Annotated in this window: 18 protein-coding genes; 13 read left to right on the top strand and 5 right to left on the bottom strand. The window is 68.5% G+C overall.

The annotated features are described in order from the left end of the window. The 4 genes from GOARA_RS04170 to GOARA_RS04155 form a co-directional block, all read left to right on the top strand. Positions 1-4,137, top strand: a 4,137-nt coding sequence (locus GOARA_RS04170; RefSeq protein ID WP_007321048.1) for an ATP-dependent helicase, incomplete at its 5' end; no start/stop codon positions are given. Between the two features lie 36 nt (positions 4,138-4,173). Next, entirely contained in the window at positions 4,174-4,407 is a 234-nt protein-coding gene (locus tag GOARA_RS04165) for a FitA-like ribbon-helix-helix domain-containing protein (RefSeq protein WP_007321047.1), read from the top strand. Next, complete coding sequence (locus GOARA_RS04160; RefSeq protein WP_007321046.1) at positions 4,404-4,796, top strand: type II toxin-antitoxin system VapC family toxin; 393 nt, start codon at positions 4,404-4,406, stop codon at positions 4,794-4,796. The genes GOARA_RS04165 and GOARA_RS04160 overlap by 4 nt, the downstream gene beginning before the upstream one ends. Before the next feature lie 18 nt (positions 4,797-4,814). After that, on the top strand, positions 4,815-5,636 hold the full coding sequence (locus GOARA_RS04155) for a DNA-formamidopyrimidine glycosylase family protein (protein WP_007321045.1): 822 nt from the start codon (positions 4,815-4,817) through the stop codon (positions 5,634-5,636). Here GOARA_RS04155 and GOARA_RS04150 read toward each other — a convergent pair. Further along, positions 5,596-6,024, bottom strand: coding sequence for a pyridoxamine 5'-phosphate oxidase family protein (locus GOARA_RS04150; protein WP_040521718.1), 429 nt, complete (start codon positions 6,022-6,024; stop codon positions 5,596-5,598). The genes GOARA_RS04155 and GOARA_RS04150 overlap by 41 nt on opposite strands. A 98-nt stretch (positions 6,025-6,122) precedes the next feature. Beyond that, positions 6,123-7,865, bottom strand: a complete 1,743-nt coding sequence (gene glpD / locus GOARA_RS04145) for a glycerol-3-phosphate dehydrogenase (protein WP_007321043.1) — start codon at positions 7,863-7,865, stop codon at positions 6,123-6,125. 35 nt (positions 7,866-7,900) lie between these two features. Here glpD and glpK point away from each other — a divergent pair, with 35 nt between their 5' ends. After that, positions 7,901-9,409 (top strand): glycerol kinase GlpK, encoded by a 1,509-nt coding sequence (gene glpK, locus GOARA_RS04140; RefSeq protein WP_007321042.1) that lies wholly within the window; start codon positions 7,901-7,903, stop codon positions 9,407-9,409. A gap of 6 nt (positions 9,410-9,415) precedes the next feature. Here glpK and GOARA_RS04135 read toward each other — a convergent pair whose 3' ends face one another. Further along, complete coding sequence (locus GOARA_RS04135) at positions 9,416-10,543, bottom strand: hypothetical protein (protein ID WP_007321041.1); 1,128 nt, start codon at positions 10,541-10,543, stop codon at positions 9,416-9,418. 201 nt (positions 10,544-10,744) lie between these two features. On the opposite strand from GOARA_RS04135, the gene GOARA_RS19675 reads away from it, so the two are divergent. The 5 genes from GOARA_RS19675 to GOARA_RS04120 all read left to right on the top strand — a co-directional run bounded on the left by GOARA_RS19675 (position 10,745) and on the right by GOARA_RS04120 (position 13,195). After that, positions 10,745-11,065, top strand: coding sequence for a hypothetical protein (locus GOARA_RS19675; RefSeq protein ID WP_007321040.1), 321 nt, complete (start codon positions 10,745-10,747; stop codon positions 11,063-11,065). 25 nt (positions 11,066-11,090) lie between these two features. Beyond that, complete coding sequence (locus tag GOARA_RS20810) at positions 11,091-11,633, top strand: DUF3558 family protein (RefSeq protein WP_083834768.1); 543 nt, start codon at positions 11,091-11,093, stop codon at positions 11,631-11,633. A gap of 117 nt (positions 11,634-11,750) precedes the next feature. Beyond that, positions 11,751-12,116, top strand: coding sequence for an ArsR/SmtB family transcription factor (locus GOARA_RS04130; RefSeq protein WP_245548350.1), 366 nt, complete (start codon positions 11,751-11,753; stop codon positions 12,114-12,116). Positions 12,117-12,121: 5 nt separating this feature from the next. Beyond that, complete coding sequence (locus tag GOARA_RS04125) at positions 12,122-12,616, top strand: SRPBCC family protein (protein ID WP_007321038.1); 495 nt, start codon at positions 12,122-12,124, stop codon at positions 12,614-12,616. A gap of 60 nt (positions 12,617-12,676) precedes the next feature. Beyond that, a complete protein-coding gene (locus tag GOARA_RS04120; protein WP_007321037.1) occupies positions 12,677-13,195 on the top strand; it encodes a glycine cleavage system transcriptional repressor in 519 nt (172 codons plus the stop codon). A 66-nt stretch (positions 13,196-13,261) separates the two neighbouring features. On the opposite strand, the gene GOARA_RS04115 is transcribed toward GOARA_RS04120, so the two are convergent. Further along, positions 13,262-14,665 (bottom strand): NAD(P)H-quinone dehydrogenase, encoded by a 1,404-nt coding sequence (locus GOARA_RS04115; RefSeq protein ID WP_007321036.1) that lies wholly within the window; start codon positions 14,663-14,665, stop codon positions 13,262-13,264. A 180-nt stretch (positions 14,666-14,845) separates the two neighbouring features. Here GOARA_RS04115 and GOARA_RS04110 point away from each other — a divergent pair, with 180 nt between their 5' ends. Next, positions 14,846-15,325, top strand: a complete 480-nt coding sequence (locus GOARA_RS04110) for a gamma-glutamylcyclotransferase family protein (RefSeq protein ID WP_040521715.1) — start codon at positions 14,846-14,848, stop codon at positions 15,323-15,325. 66 nt (positions 15,326-15,391) lie between these two features. On the opposite strand, the gene GOARA_RS04105 is transcribed toward GOARA_RS04110, so the two are convergent. After that, positions 15,392-16,099 (bottom strand): enoyl-CoA hydratase/isomerase family protein, encoded by a 708-nt coding sequence (locus tag GOARA_RS04105; RefSeq protein WP_007321034.1) that lies wholly within the window; start codon positions 16,097-16,099, stop codon positions 15,392-15,394. Positions 16,100-16,292: 193 nt separating this feature from the next. On the opposite strand from GOARA_RS04105, the gene GOARA_RS04100 reads away from it, so the two are divergent. Together GOARA_RS04100 and GOARA_RS19670 are read left to right on the top strand one after the other, a co-directional pair. Next, the gene (locus GOARA_RS04100; RefSeq protein ID WP_170265723.1) at positions 16,293-16,637 is read left to right on the top strand and encodes a type VII secretion target; all 345 of its coding nucleotides are present in this window, start codon (positions 16,293-16,295) and stop codon (positions 16,635-16,637) included. 54 nt (positions 16,638-16,691) lie between these two features. Further along, positions 16,692-17,291 carry a hypothetical protein gene (locus GOARA_RS19670; protein WP_007321032.1) on the top strand — a complete coding sequence of 200 codons (600 nt, stop codon included), beginning with the start codon at positions 16,692-16,694 and terminating at the stop codon, positions 17,289-17,291. The last annotated feature ends 7 nt before the right edge of the window (positions 17,292-17,298 follow it).

Here is a 17,298-nt window from a genome sequence, read left to right as displayed (position 1 = left end):
GACACCGTGATCGTCGACGAGGTGCACGCGGTGGCCGGGACCAAACGCGGGACCCATCTGGCGCTGTCGCTGGAACGCCTCGACGCGCAGCTCGCCAAGCCCGCCCAGCGGATCGGCCTCTCGGCGACCGTCCGCCCGCCCGAAGCGGTCGCCGCCTTCCTCGGCGGCTCGCGGCCGTGCCGCATCGTCGACCCTCCGGCCGCCAAGACCTTCGAACTGCGCATCGACGTACCCGTCGAAGACATGGCCAACATCCCCGCCGACGACGTGGACCCGCTGCCCGGTGACGACGCCCTCTCCCCGACCGCGGGCTCGATCTGGCCGGCGATCGAGCGTTCCATCGCCGACGAGATCCTGGCCAACCGGGCGACGATCGTGTTCGCCAACTCCCGGCGCCTCGCCGAGCGCCTGACCGCCGCGCTCAACGAGATCTACGCGCGCCAGGAGGGGTACGAGGCCACCGAGACCCGCAACCACCAGAATCCCGGCGGCGGCCCGTCGGCGATCACCACGGGCAACACGCCCGCGATCCCGCTCGACGCGCCCGTGTTGGCCCGTGCCCACCACGGCTCGGTCAGCAAAGAACAGCGCGCCCAGATCGAAGACGATCTGAAGTCGGGGCGGCTGCGCTGCGTCGTCGCCACGAGTTCGCTGGAACTGGGCATCGACATGGGTGCGGTCGACCTCGTGATCCAGGTGGAGTCGCCGCCGTCGGTGGCCAGCGGTCTGCAGCGCGTCGGCCGCGCGGGGCATCAGGTCGGCGAGATCAGCCGCGGCATCCTCTATCCGAAACACCGCACCGACCTGATCCACACGACGGTCGCCGCCGCCCGGATGCGCGACGGCCTCATCGAGCAACTGGCCATCCCCTCCAACCCGCTCGACGTGCTGGCGCAGCAGACGATCGCGGCAGCGGCCGTCGACGACCTCGACGTCGACGAGTGGTACGACACGGTCCGGCGGGCTGCCCCGTACAAGAACCTCGGCCGCGACGTCTACGAGGCCACGCTCGACCTCATCTCCGGACGCTTCCCGTCGGAAGAGTTCGCCGAGCTGCGCCCGCGGGTGACGTGGGATCGCGCAGTCGGCACGCTCACCGGCCGCCGGGGCGCGCTGCGCCTCGCGGTGACCTCCGGTGGAACGATCCCCGACCGCGGCCTCTTCGGCGTCTTCCTGGCCGGCGACGAGGAGGGGCCGCGCCGCGTCGGCGAACTCGACGAGGAGATGGTCTACGAGTCTCGCGTCGGCGACGTGTTCGCACTCGGCGCATCCAGCTGGCGCATCGCCGAGATCACCCACGACCGCGTGCTCGTCACCCCGGCCCCCGGGCTGCCGGGGCGGCTGCCGTTCTGGATCGGCGACACGGTGGGGCGCCCGGCCGAACTGGGCGCCGCGATCGGGCAGTTCACCGGTCAGATCGCGAACTCGAAATCCATGGACGCCGCCGTCACCGAGCTCGGCCTCGGTCTCACCGATTTCGCGCGCGGCAACCTCACCGCCCTGATCGGCGAGCAGCGCGACGCCACCGGCACGGTTCCCACCGACCGGACCCTCGTCGTCGAACGGTTCCGCGACGAGCTGGGCGACTGGCGCGTCATCCTGCACTCGCCGTACGGATTGCGGGTCCACGCGCCGTGGGCGAGCGCTATCTCGAACCGGCTCAAGGCGACCCTCGGACTGGAAGGGGCGGTCAGCGCGGCCGACGACGGCATCATCGTCCGCCTGCCCGACACCGACGACGCCCCGCCCGGCCCGGAAGTGTTCCTCGTCGACCCCGACGAGATCGAGGCCATGGTGACCGACGCACTGGCCGATTCACCGCTCTTCGCCGCACGATTCCGCGAATGCGCCGCCCGCGCCCTGCTGCTGCCCCGACGCGACCCCGGGCGCCGCTCGCCGCTCTGGCAGCAAAGGCAGCGCAGCGCCCAGCTCCTCGGCGTCGCCTCGCGCTACCCCGACTTCCCAATCGTGCTCGAAGCGGTGCGCGAATGCCTCCAGGACGTGTACGACCTGCCGGCGCTGCACGATCTCCTGACGCGCATCGCCCGGCGTCAGGTGCGGCTGACCGCCGTGGAGACCCCGAGCGCCTCACCGTTCGCCGCTGCCCTGCTCTTCGACTACATCGGCGCCTACATGTACGCCGACGACACTCCGATCGCCGAACGCCGGGCGGCGGCCCTCTCGCTGGACACGGCACTGCTCGCACAGCTGCTCGGGCGTCTCGACCTGCGGGAACTGCTCGACGACGAGGTGATCGCCGAAGTCGTCGCCCGCCTGCAGCGACTCGATCCGGCGCGGCAGGCGCGCGATGCCCAGGATGTCGGCGACCTCCTCCGGTGGCTCGGCCCGTTGACGACGGAGGAGATCGCGCAGCGCTACCGGGGCGAGAAGCTGCTGGATGCGGTGCTCGACTCGCTGCGCGGACAGATCTTCCTGGTCACCCACCACGGTCGGGAGCGGTGGGCGGCGGTCGAGGACGCCGGGCGGCTGCGCGACGGACTCGGCATCGCTCTCCCGCCGGGGGTGCCGGTGGCCTTCGCCGAACCGGTCGACGACCCGCTCGGCGACCTGGTCGGCCGGTACGCGCGGACGCACGGGCCGTTCACCACCGCCGAGGCCACCGAGGGGATCGGCCTGCCGTCGGCGGTCGTCGGCGACACGCTCGTCCGTCTCGCCGGAAACCGGCGCGTCGTCGAGGGCGAGTTCCTGGCCGGAGCGGGCACGCCCCAGTGGTGTCATCCCGACGTCCTCGGTCAGATCCGGCGGGGTTCCCTCGCTGCGACCCGCTCGGCGATCGCACCGGTCGATAACGCCAGCTTCGCGAGGTTCCTCCTCGACTGGCAGCACGTCTCGGCGGCGAGCGGCAGAACCCGCGGCGTCGATGGAGTCGCGTCGGCGATCGATCAACTCGCCGGCGTTCCGATCCCCGCCTCGGCGTGGGAATCGCTGGTCCTGCCCGCCCGGGTGCCCGACTACTCGCCGTCGATGCTCGACGAGCTGCTGTCCACCGGAGAGACGGTGTGGTCCGGTCACGGCGCGATCGGCAGCTCCGACGGGTGGGTGGCCTTCCACCCCGCCGACCTGACGGCCGCCACTCTGCCCCCGCCCGACGACGTCGAGACGACGGCGACGATGACCAGCCTGACCGAGGCACTGGAAACCGGTGGAGCCCTTCGCCTTCCGGAGCTGATCGCCGGACTCGACGCCCCGGGTGACGTCACCGACTCGGTCTGGGCGCTGGTCTGGTCCGGCCGGGTCGCCAACGACAGCTTCGCGCCGGTCCGGACGCTCCTCTCCGGGCGGGGAGGATCCGCCGGTCGGAGCACTCCCAGTCACCGGTCGCGGCGCGCACCACGACTGCGAGGCGCGCGACTCTCCGGCGCCTACCTGGCGGGGGCATCCGGTCCCGGTGCCGGCCCCGTCGCCGCAACCGTCCCGGGCGTGCTGAGCGGTCGGTGGTTTCTTCTCCGGCGCCCCGAGGTCGATCCGACGGCGGCGACGTCGGCGACCTGCGAAGTGCTGCTGGAGCGCTACGGCGTCGTGACGAAAGGCGCCGTACACAACGAAGGGGTGCCCGGCGGCTTCTCGCGCGTGTACCGGGCCCTGACCGTCTTCGAGGACAGCGGGAAGGTGCGTCGCGGCTACTACGTCGATGGCCTCGGCGGCGCACAGTTCGCCGTCCCGACGACGGTCGATGCGCTGCGCGACCACACGACCGTCCGGCGGGAGCAGTCCGGCCGGGCCTTCGTCCTCGCCGCCACCGACCCGGCCAATCCCTACGGGGCCGCGCTGGAATGGCCGGAGAGCGGCGGCTCCCACCGCCCGGGGCGGAAAGCGGGGGCGCTCGTCGTTCTCGTCGACGGTGAACTCGATTGCTTCGTCGAACGCGGAGGCAAGACCGTGCTCACGTTCCCATCGCCGCGGTCCGGTGCCGACGAGCACCGCGAAGAGGTATCTCGAGACTCATCCGCTGCGGCCCTCGCCGACCTCGTTCGTTCCGGGCGCGTGGAACGCCTCGCCATCGACATCGTCGACGGCGAACCCGTCCAGTCCACCGAGTTCGGCAAACGACTCCTTGAGGCCGGCTTCACCCGAACGCCGCGCGGAGTCCGGTTGCGCTACGGATCCCATGCGTAGCCCATATGCATGCATACTTCATGCTATTCTCATGATATGAGCACGCTTCAGGTTCGGAACCTTCCCGACGATCTGCACGCCCGCCTCGGTGAGCGCGCACGTCGGGTCGGACTTTCTATGTCCGAGTACGTGACGCGAGTGCTCCGGGCCGACCTCGAGCGGCCATTGTTCGAAGATTGGGCGGCCTCGGTCCGATCCACCCGGCCACGCGACATCGACGTGGCGTCCACGCTGGACGCCGTCCGCGACGAATACGACCCGACCGAATGAGGCGAGTCATCGACTCCAGCGCGCTCATCGACGCGATTCTGCCGACAACGCGACAGGATCGGGCGCTCGCGGCCATGGCGGATGCCGAGTTGTGGTCGCCCGCGATCGTCGACCTCGAAGTGGCCTCCGCCCTCTGGCGCTTGGCGCGAACCGGGCAGATCAGTGCCGCAGAGGCAGATTCCGGCGTCGATGCGCTGCAGACCGCGCCCATCCGCCGCGTCGACGACACGGCCGTCGTCGGCGAAGCGTGGCGGCTTCGCGAATCGGTCCGGGTTTCCGACGCCTTCTACGTGGCGTGCGCGCGACTGCTCAACGCCGACCTCATCACCTCGGACGCGCGTCTGTCGCGTGCTCACGATCTGCGCATAACCGTGGTGCTCCTCCGATGACGACACAGACCTCACCCCATGCCCGAGGGTGACACCATCTATGCGCTGGCGGCTCGGCTCCGGCCGCTTCTGCGCGGAAAAACGCTGACCAGGAGCGACTTCCGCGTTCCCCGGCTGGCGACGGTCGATCTGTCCGGCTGGCGAGTCGACGACGTGCGGTCCATCGGTAAGCACCTCGTCGCCGACGTCTCCGACGACGATCGGCGCGCAGCGGTCCGCTCGCATCTGGGAATGGACGGCTCGTGGCGGACCTTCACCGCGGGGCAGCGCTGGAACAAGCCCGGCCACACCGCACGGGTGATTCTCGCGGTCGACGGCCTCGAAGCCGTCGGATTCTCGCTGCGCGAACTCCACCTCGACGCCGATCCCGACCGCGCCACCGCGCACCTCGGACCCGACCTCCTCGGACCCGGCTGGGATCCGGGGCTGGCGCTGGCCAACATCGCCGCGGCCGTCGAGCGAACACCGAGACTGACCGTTTCGGAGGCACTCCTCGACCAGCGGCTCATGGCCGGAATCGGAAACGTCTATCGCAACGAGATCTGCTTTCTCCTCGGGGCCCACCCCGCGTCGTCGATGGCGGGGGTCGACGCCGAGAAAACCGTCGCGCTGGCGCGGGATCTGTTGTGGGAGAACCGCTTGCGCGTGAATCGCAACACCACCGGCCTGCGGGGTCGCGCGAACCACTGCGTGTACGGACGGGGGAACCGCCCGTGCCGGCGCTGCGGTACCCCGATCCGGCGAATCGACGGATCAGGCCGCGACCGCGTCACCTACTGGTGTCCGGCCTGCCAGCCGGTCACTGATTCCCGTAGCGATCCGGCTCCTCGCCGAACGTGAAGCGGCGGGCGGAGATCTCGTCGACGGTGATCTCCACGTAGTCGTACTTGAGCGTCGGCACCCAGCTGTGCAGCGGCAGCTTGTCCGCCTCGGCGATGTCGTGGGTGGAGACGAGGATCTTCGCGTGACCCTTGGCGATGACGCTCCAGCCGCCGGTGTCGTCGGTCCGGTCGGCCTCGAACGCCAGCCGGTTGTTGACCGCGATCTCCGCGAGCTTGGTTCCGGCCGCGGTGCGGAAATAGATCTTGCCGCCGGTCGCGTAGAAGTTGATGGGGAAGATCTCCGGCTGGTCGTCGACGCTCGTCGCGAGCCGGCCGAGCTGCCTGGTGCCCAGCAACTCCCATGCCTCGTCCTCGGACAGGATCTCAACCGCGCTGCCGGCAACCATGGTGACCTCCCAAGACACGGTGGTGGTCACCACGACCATACCCGCGAGGGCACCGGCCATCTAGAGGACAAGGTCCTCACCGGACACCGCCTACGGCACTATTCGGGCACCGGCACCGGTTCGAGAATCTCGGTCCGCGCTTCGGGGGCCGCGGCCCGCAACGCGTCGGCCGACTCGTCGTCGGGCTGCTGTTGCGAAGCGATCTCCGCCTCGACGCGGGCCACGTAGTTGGCCACCTCGAACGCGGTCGTCTTCTTGCTCCACCCGAGGATCGGCGCCACCAGGGCCGCGACCTCGGCAGCGCAGTCGACGCCGCGATGTGAGTACTCGATGGCGATGCGGGTGCGCCGCGCCAGGAGGTCCTCCATGTGCAGCGCGGCCTCGTTGCGCACGGCGTAGACGATCTCGACCCGCAGATACTGGGGAGCCGCAGCCAGCGGCTCCAGCAGCGACGGATCGTCTTCCGCGTAGCTCAAGACGTCGTCGATGAGCGAGCCGTACCTGTTGAGCAGTCGGCGCACGCGGTACGGGTGCAGTCCGTACCGCTGACCGAGCCCCTCACACTGGTTGACCAGCGCGAAGTAGCCGTCTGCGCCGACCAGCGGCACCCGCTCGGTTATCGACGGCGCCACGCGCGTCGGGATGAAGTCGTTGCAGGCGTCGACCGCGTCGGCGCCCATCACCCGGTAGGTCGTGTACTTGCCGCCCGCGATCGACACCAGGCCGGGTGCGACGGTGGCGACGGCGTGCTCGCGGGACAGGCTCGACGTCTCGTCGTCCTCCCCCGCCAGCAATGGCCTCAGTCCCGCGTACACGCCTTCGATGTCGTCGTGGGTCAGCGGTGACACCAGAACCTCGTTGACGCGTTCGAGGATGTAGTCGATGTCGCGGTGCGTGGCGGCCGGGTGCGCGAGGTCGAGCTTCCAGTCGGTGTCGGTGGTGCCGATGATCCAGTGCGTCTCCCACGGGATGACGAACAGCACCGAGTTCGCCGTCCGCAGGATGATCGCCGTCTCACTGACGATCCGGTCGCGCGGGACCACGATGTGCACGCCCTTGGAGGCGCGCACTTTGAAGTGCCCGCGTTCCTTCGACAGCGCTTGCACTTCGTCGGTCCAGACACCCGCGGCGTTGATCACGCAGTGCGCGCGGACGTCGGTCACCTTGCCGGTGTCGGAGTCGCGCACCCGCACCCCCATCACCCGGTCTGCCTCCCGCAAGAAGTCGACGACCTGCGTCGACGTGCGGACGACGGCACCGTAGTGAGCGGCGGTGCGCGCGACAGTGAGACTGTGCCGGGCGTCGTCGACGACCGTGTCGTAGTAGCGAATGCCGCCGATAAGCGACGATCGCTTGAGCGCGGGCGCCGCGCGCAGCGCACCCGACCGGGTGACGTGGCGCTGGCCGGGCACGGACTTCGAGCCGCCCATCTGGTCGTAGAGGAACAACCCGGCCGCGACGTAGGGCCGCTCCCACATGCGGTTCGTCAGCGGATAGAGGAACGGCAGCGGTTTCACCAGGTGCGGGGCCAGGAGCCGCAGCGACAGCTCGCGCTCGCGCAGTGCCTCGCGGACCAGCCCGAATTCCAGCTGCTCCAGGTACCGCAGGCCTCCGTGGAACATCTTCGACGACCGGCTCGAGGTCCCCGACGCGATATCGCGCGCCTCGACCAGCGCGACCCGCAAACCGCGCGTCGCGGCGTCGAGCGCCGCACCGACACCGACGACACCGCCGCCCACCACGACGATGTCGAACTGCTCGGAGCCGAGCCGCTCCCACGCCCGCTTGTGGTACTCGGGGCTCAGATCGGCTGGTCGCTCCGCGACGGCGTCAGTATCCACGGTTGCCGAGCCTACCGCGTGCAAAGATGGCTGGCGTGGCTAGAAGCAGTGGGTATGTCGTGTCCATCGACCAGGGAACCACGTCGTCGCGGGCGATCGTCTTCGACCATCGCGGACGACCGGTCGGGTCGGAGCAGATCGAACACGAACAGATCTTCCCGCGTCCCGGCTGGGTCGAGCACGACGCACAGGAGATCTGGCGCAACATCCGGCGCGTAACCGCGTCGGCCATGGCGTCGGTGGAGGTCAAACCCCACGACATCATGGCGTGCGGCATCACCAACCAGCGCGAGACGACGCTGGTGTGGGACCGCGGTACCGGCGTCCCGGTCTACAACGCCATCGTCTGGCAGGACACCAGGACCGCCGACCTCTGCGAGCGGCTGGCCGGCGACGCCGGTCCCGACCGCTATCGCGACCGCACCGGACTGCCGTTGTCGACCTACTTCGCCGGCCCCAAGCTGGTGTGGCTGCTGGAGAACGTCGACGGGGTGCGCCAGCGCGCCGAGGCCGGTGACCTGTGCTTCGGCACGATGGATTCCTGGCTCGCGTGGAATATGACCGGCGGTCCTAACGGCGGCCTCCACGTCACCGACGTCACCAACGCGTCGCGCACCATGCTGATGGACCTGCGCACACTGGCGTGGGATCCGGAGATCTGCGCCGACTTCGGCATCCCGATGTCGATGCTGCCGGAGATCCGCAGCAGTTCCGAGGTGTACGGCTCGCTGCGAGCCCAGGGGTCGCTGCCCGGCGTTCCGCTGGCCGGGATCCTGGGCGACCAGCAGGCCGCCACGTTCGGCCAGGCGTGCCTGGCGCCCGGGCAGGCGAAGAACACCTACGGCACCGGGAACTTCCTGCTGCTCAACACCGGCACCGAGCCGGTCTTCTCCGAGCACGGCCTGCTGACCACCGTCTGCTATCAGATCGGCGGCGCGCCGGCCTGCTATGCGCTGGAAGGGTCGATCGCGGTCACCGGTTCGCTGATCCAGTGGTTGCGCGACAACATCGGGCTGATTTCCTCGGCCGCGGAGGTCGAGGGGCTCGCCGCCTCCGTCGACGACAACGGCGGCGCCTACATCGTCCCCGCCTTCTCGGGTCTGTTCGCGCCGCGCTGGCGCCCCGACGCGCGCGGCGTCATCGTCGGCCTGACCCGTTTCATCAACCGCGGCCACCTGGCCCGCGCCGCGCTGGAGGCCAGCGCGTACCAGACCCGCGAGGTCATCGAGGCCATGGAGGCCGATTCCGGAGTGAAACTGACGGCGCTGAAGGTCGACGGCGGCATGGTGGTCAACGATCTGCTCATGCAGTTCCAGGCCGACCAGCTGGGCGTGCCGGTCATCCGACCGGTCGTCAACGAGACCACGGCCCTCGGTGCCGCGTACGCGGCCGGGCTGGCCGTCGGCTACTGGGAAAGCGTCGACGACATCCACGCCAACTGGGCCAAGGACAAGCAGTGGGATCCACAGATGCCCGAGGACGAGCGCACCCGCCTCTACACCGAGTGGAACCGCGCGGTGGAGCACAGTCTGGAACTGGCCTAGCCGACCTCAGAGCTTCCGGTCGCCGTCCTGCGCCTCGTTCTGCGTCGTATCGGCCTGCGGAGCCGGGTCGGGTTCGCCCAGTACCGGCGGGCCGACCAGCGGCAGTTCGCCGACGATCTCCTCGACGTTCTCCCGAACGTGCAGATAGTCGGCGGCGCGGCGGTCCTCGGCGTCCTCCGACCGGGAAGCGCGGGGCACAAACGGCATTCCGCCACGCATACCCGGACCGGCCCCGGGACGCAGGGGTGCGCCGGCGACAGGAGTGCCCGCGGTCGAGGGCATCAGCCGGGGTGGAACCAACGAGCTGCGCGGCGGCGGCGCCCCGGTCGATCCGACGGGTGCGCCTCCGATGCCGCGCGCGCCCGGGTTGCCCGGCATTGCCACCAGCCCGGTCGGGCCGCCGGTCGTAGACAGATTCGGTTGGTAAACAGCGGGATTCGCGGTATTCGGGCGGTTCGTTCCCGACGGCGGCCCCGACGGGTCCGGGCCGCTCGGGGCCTTGTTCGTCCCGCCCGGATTCTGCGCCCCAGCCTGTGCGGCTGGCGGCGTACTTCCCGAGCCGGCGGTCGGTGCCTGGTCGGTCCGGCCGTTCGAGGACAGCGGCACGCCGGCGGCGGCGGTCCCCGTCGAGTTCGTGATCGAGGACGTGTCGAATCGATCGTCGCCGCCGGGCGTCGGCTGCGCCCCAGTACCGATCTCCGACGACGGCCGGGGTCCCAGGTCGGCTGCCGGCGCCTCTCCCACCGACACCGATGCCGCCAGCATCGGATCGCTGTACGAGACGTTCATCGCCGACGCGACGGCCGCGCGCACTTGTGCCGCCTCGGCCTCGTCCACGTCTGGGCCCGCCAGCGCGGCAGCGGCGGCGCGCAGGGCCGGTGACTTCGTTCTCGTGGCGGCCAGCGTGTTGGCCACTCCCTGAAGGCGGCTGGCCGCCGAGGCCGCGATCGCGGCGGATCGACGGACATCGGTCGCGACCTGCGACGCCTTCACCGCGCTCGCCGACGCGGCCGCACCCTTCAGCGAACCCGCCGTCGATTCGAACACCGACGTCACACGATTCGCCGCCGTGTGTGCGCGCTCGATCGCCGCGCGCAACGCGGCGACGTCCGCCGCCGCCTGCTCGGCGCCCATCGAATCCACCATGTCCGCGATGGCCGAGACATCGATCGACGACCACGGCGTTCGTCCCCCAGGAGCCACAATGACTTAGACGCACACCGGGGCCGCGCGGTTCCCTCACGAGCGAGTCAGAATTCGATGGAACCGATCGGCCGCGCGCTGCGTCCAAGTATGGAGAGGATGTTCATGACCCAGCGCTGAAACGAGGTCCCGGTGCCCGAACCCACACTGCTCTCCGAAGCAGAAGCATGGCTGGAACGTGCCAAGGTAGCGAGGTGGGCGGCTGAGGAGTTGGTCGCGTGTATTAACGCCGTCTCTGGAGTTCTCGCAGCCAACTACATGGGCGACGGCTGCACAGAAGCACCGCCAGTGTTCGCCGAACTCAAGCGCGACCTCGCGGCGGGATCCCCGAGCTGGAACTTCTCCCTCGCACAACAGGCGGATTCACTGAAGGGCCTGGCGAATACGTGCGCCGGAGCCGGCGACAGTTTTCGCACTTTCGACCGCATCGGGGCACATCTCATTGAGAAATAGTCTGGTTTGGTCAGCGGTCGCTGGCATGGCACTCATCTTGGCGACCAGCGCATGTCACGTCGACGGTTCACCCACGCCGGTATCGACGGCGCAGAAATCTGCACACCCTGGAGCCTTTCCGAATCGGGTGAACCCCGGAAACGATGGTTCATCGTACGAGCCTTGTGCCGAGGCGAACAGGAACGACCTCGAACAACTCGGGTGGGAATGGTCCACTCGTCGCGACGCGGCACTTGTCGACAAGCAGACAGCGCGAGGATGCGTTTGGAAAGACTCAAGCGCCGGGTCGCGATGGACGCTATCGCAAGTAGTCGGCAACAGTCCCAGTTTGACCGCGTACAGACGCACGAACAGTGACTTCGATTGGCAGCCAGACCAGACCGTGGGTGGTCGGACTGTCGCCGTCTACGTGATGGACAGTTCCACCTGTGTCACTCGCGTACAAAGTCAGCGCGCGGGCGTCAACACGATCGTTAGCTACAACAGCCTCCCTGCCCCGCCCATCTCCGAGATCTGTTCTCGGGCAATCGCTTTCACGCGGGCGACGATCTCGCGCATGCCTGAGTAATCCTCCCCCGCCTCCCGCACGTTTTCGCCCTTCCTGCACCGATCGAAGCGGGAAGGGCGAAATCGTGCTGGATCAACCCCTTGACAACCTACAACCATTTGGTTGTATATTTACCTCGTGACCACAACGACCCTGACTGACGACGACGTCGACGCACTGTTCCACGCGCTCGCCGATCGCACTCGTCGCGACATCTTGCGGCGATCGCTGTCCGGTGAGTTCTCAGTCAGCGCGCTCGCGTCGCACTACGACATGAGCTTCGCCGCCGTGCAAAAGCACGTCGCCGTGCTCGAGCGCGCAGGGTTGGTCACCAAACGGCGCAGCGGCCGCGAGGCCCTCGCGTCGGGGGAAGTCACCGCAGTCCGTTCGGTCAGTGCCTTGCTGGACGAACTCGAAGAGATCTGGCGCGGCCGAGTCGTTCGCATCGACGAGCTACTCGCCGCCGACCGGCAGAACACCGATTCACCACAACCCAAGGAGTGAGACCCATGCCAGTCATCGACGTCACCAAGGACCCAGACAACCGCACCCTCCGCATGACCGCGCGCTTCGACGCACCGGTCGAGCGCGTATGGCAGGTCTATGCCGACCCGCGCCAGCTGGAGAAGGTGTGGGGCCCGCCGACCTACCCGGCCACCTTCGTCCGCCACGAACTGCGCCCGGGCGGCACGATGCACTACTACATGACGAGCCCGGAGGGTGAGCGCTACGCCGGCTTCTGGAACGTGACCTCAGTCGACGAGACGAATTCCTTCGAGTTCGAGGACGGGTTCGCGCTGAACGCGGAGAACTTCGCCCCGGACACCGATCAGCCCGTCTCGCAGAACGTCTACCGGTTCGTCGCCGACGGCGACGGGACGCGCGCCGAGTACAGCAGCGTCTACGCCACCGAAGAGGGCCTGGCCAAGGTCCTGGAGATGGGTGTCGTGGAAGGCGCAACGCAGGCCATCAACCAGATCGACGAGTTCCTCAAGAACGGCTGACTCGCCGACGACCGCCCGGCATCGCGCCTCTTCGCGGTGCCGGGCGGTTACCATCCGCCTATGCAGCATCTTGTGTTGACCGTCATCGGCGACGACCGGCCCGGACTCGTCTCGGAACTGGCCGACGCCGTGGCCGCGCACGGCGGCAACTGGGAGCGCAGCCAACTGGCGCGCCTGGAGGGCAAGTTCGCGGGCATCGTCGTCGTCGGAGTTCCGGACGGCGAAGCCGACGGCCTCCTGGCAGCGACGCGCTCGCTCGCCGACCTCGACGTCGCAGTCCACTCCGGCGCCCACGACGCCGACGAGGACGAATCGGCGACGCACCTCACGATCGGCGTTCTCGGCAACGATCGCCCCGGCATCGTCCGGGAACTGTCCTCGGTTCTCGGCGCCAACGGGCTGAGCATCGAAAGCATGACGACGGGCACCCGCGAAGCACCCATGGCCGGCGGCCTTCTCTTCGAGGCCCACTTCGACGTCCGCGTACCCGCGGGAACCGATCTCGTCGCGGTGCGCGCCGAACTCGAACGCCTCGCGGCCGAGCTGCTCGTCGACGTCGGAATCGACTCCCCTCACTGACGCTCGCCCCTCACGGTTTCGGCGATCCCGCATCGATCGATGAGGGATGGGCGAAATCTTGCGGGTTCAGTCCAGGTCGTCGTGGCGCACGAGCTGACGAGCAGCCTCGGTGACCGAGCCGGACAGCGACGGGTACACCGACAGCGTCTGCGCGAGATCGCTGACCGTGAGCTTGTTCTGCACGGCCAACGCGATCGGCAGGATCAGCTCGGAGGCCGTCGGCGCGACCACCACGCCCCCGATGACCACACCGGTGGCCGGGCGGCAGAAGATCTTGACGAAGCCGCGTCGCAGCCCGCTCATCTTGGCCCGCGCGTTCGTCGCCAGCGGAAGCATCACGGTGCGCGCCGGGTACTCCCCCGAGTCGATCGCCTTCTGCGAGACGCCGACCGTCGCGATCTCGGGCCGGGTGAAGATCGCCGACGCCACCGTCTTCAGCTTGAGCGGGGCGACTCCTTCGCCCAGCGCGTGATACATCGCGATCCGGCCCTGCATGGCCGCCACCGAGGCCAGCGGGAACAGTCCGGTGCAGTCGCCGGCGGCGTAGATGCCCGAAACCGAGGTCCGCGAAACACGGTCGACGGTGATGTAGCCACCCTTGTCGGTGGCGACGCCGGCGCGTTCCAAGCCGCACTTGCCCGTGTTCGGGATGGACCCGACGGTCATCAGCACATGCGAACCGCTGACCTTCTTGCCGTCGGCCAGCTCCACCGTCACCGTGTCGCCGTCCCGGGTGACCCGGTCGGCGCGCGCATTCTTCACCAGCTCGACACCGCGCTCGGCCAGCACGTCCTCCAGCACTAGCGCCGCATCCTCGTCCTCGCCCGGCAGCACGCGGTCGCGACTGGACACGAGGGTGACCTGCACGCCCAGTTCGGTGTAGGCGTGGACGAACTCGGCGCCCGTGACACCCGACCCGACGACCACGAGATGGGTGGGCAGCTCGTCGAGGTCGTAGAGCTGACGCCAGGTGAGAATCCGTTCGCCATCGGGCTGGGCGTCGGGCAGGATGCGCGGCCGGGCCCCGGTCGCGAGCAGCACGACATCGGCGTGAAGCACCTCCTCGCTCCCGTCGGCGCCGCGCGCCAGGACCTTGTGCGTCGCACTCCCGAGTTCCGGGTCGGCCAGCTCGCCGACGCCGCGGATCAGGTGCACGCCCTCGCTCAGCAGCCGGGCCTTGATGTCGGCGGATTGCGCGAACGCGAGTTCCTTCACGCGACGGTGAATCTCCGGAAGGCTGACGACGGCCTCGTCGAAGTGCAGGTCGATGCCCAGGTCGGACGCCCGGCGCGCGTCGGTGCGGACCCCGGTCGACGCGATGAACGTCTTCGACGGCACGCAGTCGTAGAGCACACAGGCCCCGCCGACGCCGTCCGCGTCGACGATCGTGATGTCCGAGCCGAACGCAGCCGCGGCCAGCGCCGCCTCGTAACCTGCGGGTCCACCGCCGATGATCACGATCTTGGTCACTGCGCGCTCCTGATTCCCCGGGGACGATTGGCCGATTGCCCGGATGCCGTTCCCATTCTGTCCCACCGGGCCCCGATCCGCGCTGCATCGCCACACCGTGGCGCGAACCCCCGGACCCGGCGCTACTCTTATCTCGCTGCCCGCGCAGCACCGTTTGCCACCCGGCCCGAGGAGATGTCCGTGGCGCTGTACGCCGCATATGGATCGAACATGGATCCCGAGCAGATGGCGATGCGCGCGCCTCATTCCCCCATGTCGGCGACCGGGTGGCTGGTCGGCTGGCGCCTCACGTTCGCCGGCGAGGACATCGGCTGGGAGGGATCCCTGGCATCCGTCGTCGAGGACCGCGACAATCCCGACGCACGCGTCTTTGTCGTCCTGTACGACGTGACCGACGAGGACGAGCAAACCCTCGACCGGTGGGAGGGCGCGGAACTGGGGGTCCACCGGAAGCTGCGGGCGCGCATCGAGACGACCGACGGTCCCGCGCTGGCGTGGCTGTACGTTGTCGACGCGTACGAGGGCGGGCTACCGTCGGCCCGCTACCTCGGAGTCATGGCCGACGCCGCCGAAAAGGCCGGTGCGCCAACCGATTACGTCCAGGCGCTGCGCCTGCACGAAGCCCGCAACGTCGGCCCCGGACCGGGCGGGGAAGCCTAGTGTCGCGTGTTGGAAATTAGTTGATGGTTACCGCGGCAACCGCAACAGAACTTTCGACGCGAAACACTAAAGAAGCGACGCCGGGGTCGGAATCGCCAGCGTCTCCAGGAGCGGCGCGCGCAGGCCCTTCTTGATGACGGCGAGATTGGCCCCAGCGGTCGACGCCCGCTCGGCGGCGACGGCACGAGCGCGCTCCACGAGACCCTCAGACGGGGCCGTCTCCTCCACGATCCCCGACGACACCGCGTCGTCCGCGCCGTATCGCCGCGACGTCAGCATCGAGTCGGTGGCGGCCGCGTCGGCCAGACGCGTGCGGATGAGCGCCGCCATACCGGCGGTGAACGGCATGTTCAGCGCCGCTTCGGGAAGCGACCAGAAGCCGCGGTCGGCGCGCATCGCCCGGTAGTCGGCGCACAGCGCGAGCATCGCTCCCGCACCGAAGGCGTGGCCGTTGATCGCCGCGACGGTCGCGACCGGCAGCGTGAGCACCTTGGCATACAGTGCGTGGACGTCGTCGAGGTAGGCGGGCAACTTGTCGGCGTTGGCGAAGACGAAGTCGGTGTCGAGGCCGTTGGTGAAGAACTTTCCGGTGGCGGTGATCACCAGCCCCTTCTTCGACGACGAGCCGGCCTCGGCGACCTGGTCGAGCAGCTCGTTCACGGCGTCGATCCACCCCGGGGAGAATCGGTTCTCCGGGTTGGTCTCGTCGAGTTCGACCCCCTCGGTACCCAGATAGAGCTCGTACACGTCGTCGGATTCACGCAGAAACGGCATGGAAGAATGCTAATGCCTCGGTTCTGATGACCAATCACCGCTACTTGGTCGGAAGCCCAGCCGCTTCATGAGCCAACGAAACGCGACTTCCTACCACACATACGTTGTGCGTTACGATGGCGGTTCAAACTCGCTGGAACGGGTCGCCGCTCGTGGCGCACACACGTTGCGAGCCGGACGATGGGGCGGAACCGTGTATGTCACACCAGAGGAGTTGCGCCGCGCAACTAAGGCAATCATCGGGAACGACCCGCCGCAGTCATCGAGCAACGAGGCGTTCCCGATCGGCAACGGGGCCGCCGGCATCTCGTCCACGGATACCGCGAAGGCGCTGACCGGCGCCCGAGCCTCGGCCGAACAGGCGCTGGAAGTGGTCCGTGGTCGTCTCCAAGCCTGGGATTCGGTCCTGACCACGTCGGCAACGGAGTACGAGGAAACCGACAAGAAGAACGCTGAGTGCCTCAGTCCTGACTACCTGAATAATCTGGCGTCGAACCGCGTCGCCGGACTCGGCGACTTCAACCAGTCGTCGCGATAGGTAAGCACCGGGATCCCAGCCTGGCCGCAAGTTCTGGATCTAGATTTTGACGGCATGGAGGAAGTTGCTGACGCCGCCACCAAAGCCGGTGCCGAGGTCGCCGCCGCGGGCGATCGTATTGAACGTGCGATTGACGGGCTCGAGTGGGATGGCCGTGCTCAGCGTGCGGCCGAGTCGCGTGCGAGCCGCGAACATGGTCAGCTGAAGGCCGTGAAGGCGGCGTTCGACGATCTCGCCACGGCCATCAGGAATGGGAAGACGGCGATGGAGCCCATCGCCAAAAAGCTCATCGCAGGCGCCACATGGTGTGAGGAAGACATGTTCGACGTCGCGAGCGATTGGACCGTCACCGATACCTACAACTATCCGTTGGCGTATGCGGTGGCCGGCGACAACGCCGATGCCGTGGCGAACATCGATCAGTTGAAACGGGAGCGGGCCAACCGGGCGGCCAACGAAACGGCCAAGCTGAAGAAGCTCGCCGGCGAGTTCCATCAGGCCGACTCTACGTGCGCGGCGGCCATCCAGTCAGCTGCCGACAAGATCGCCGGACTTGCGCTGGCGAAATCCGGGCTGAGTCCGGGTGCCGCTGACGGAATCACGTCCCGGCTCAACAGCGGCCGACCCCTGTCACGGACACAGCTTGAGCAATGAACCGCCT

Origin of the sequence: Gordonia araii NBRC 100433 (assembly GCF_000241265.1) — a bacterium.
GTDB classification, from domain to species: domain Bacteria; phylum Actinomycetota; class Actinomycetes; order Mycobacteriales; family Mycobacteriaceae; genus Gordonia; species Gordonia araii.
The sequence above is the reverse complement of the archived record's forward strand: the minus strand, read 5'-3'. Positions and strand labels throughout refer to the sequence as shown.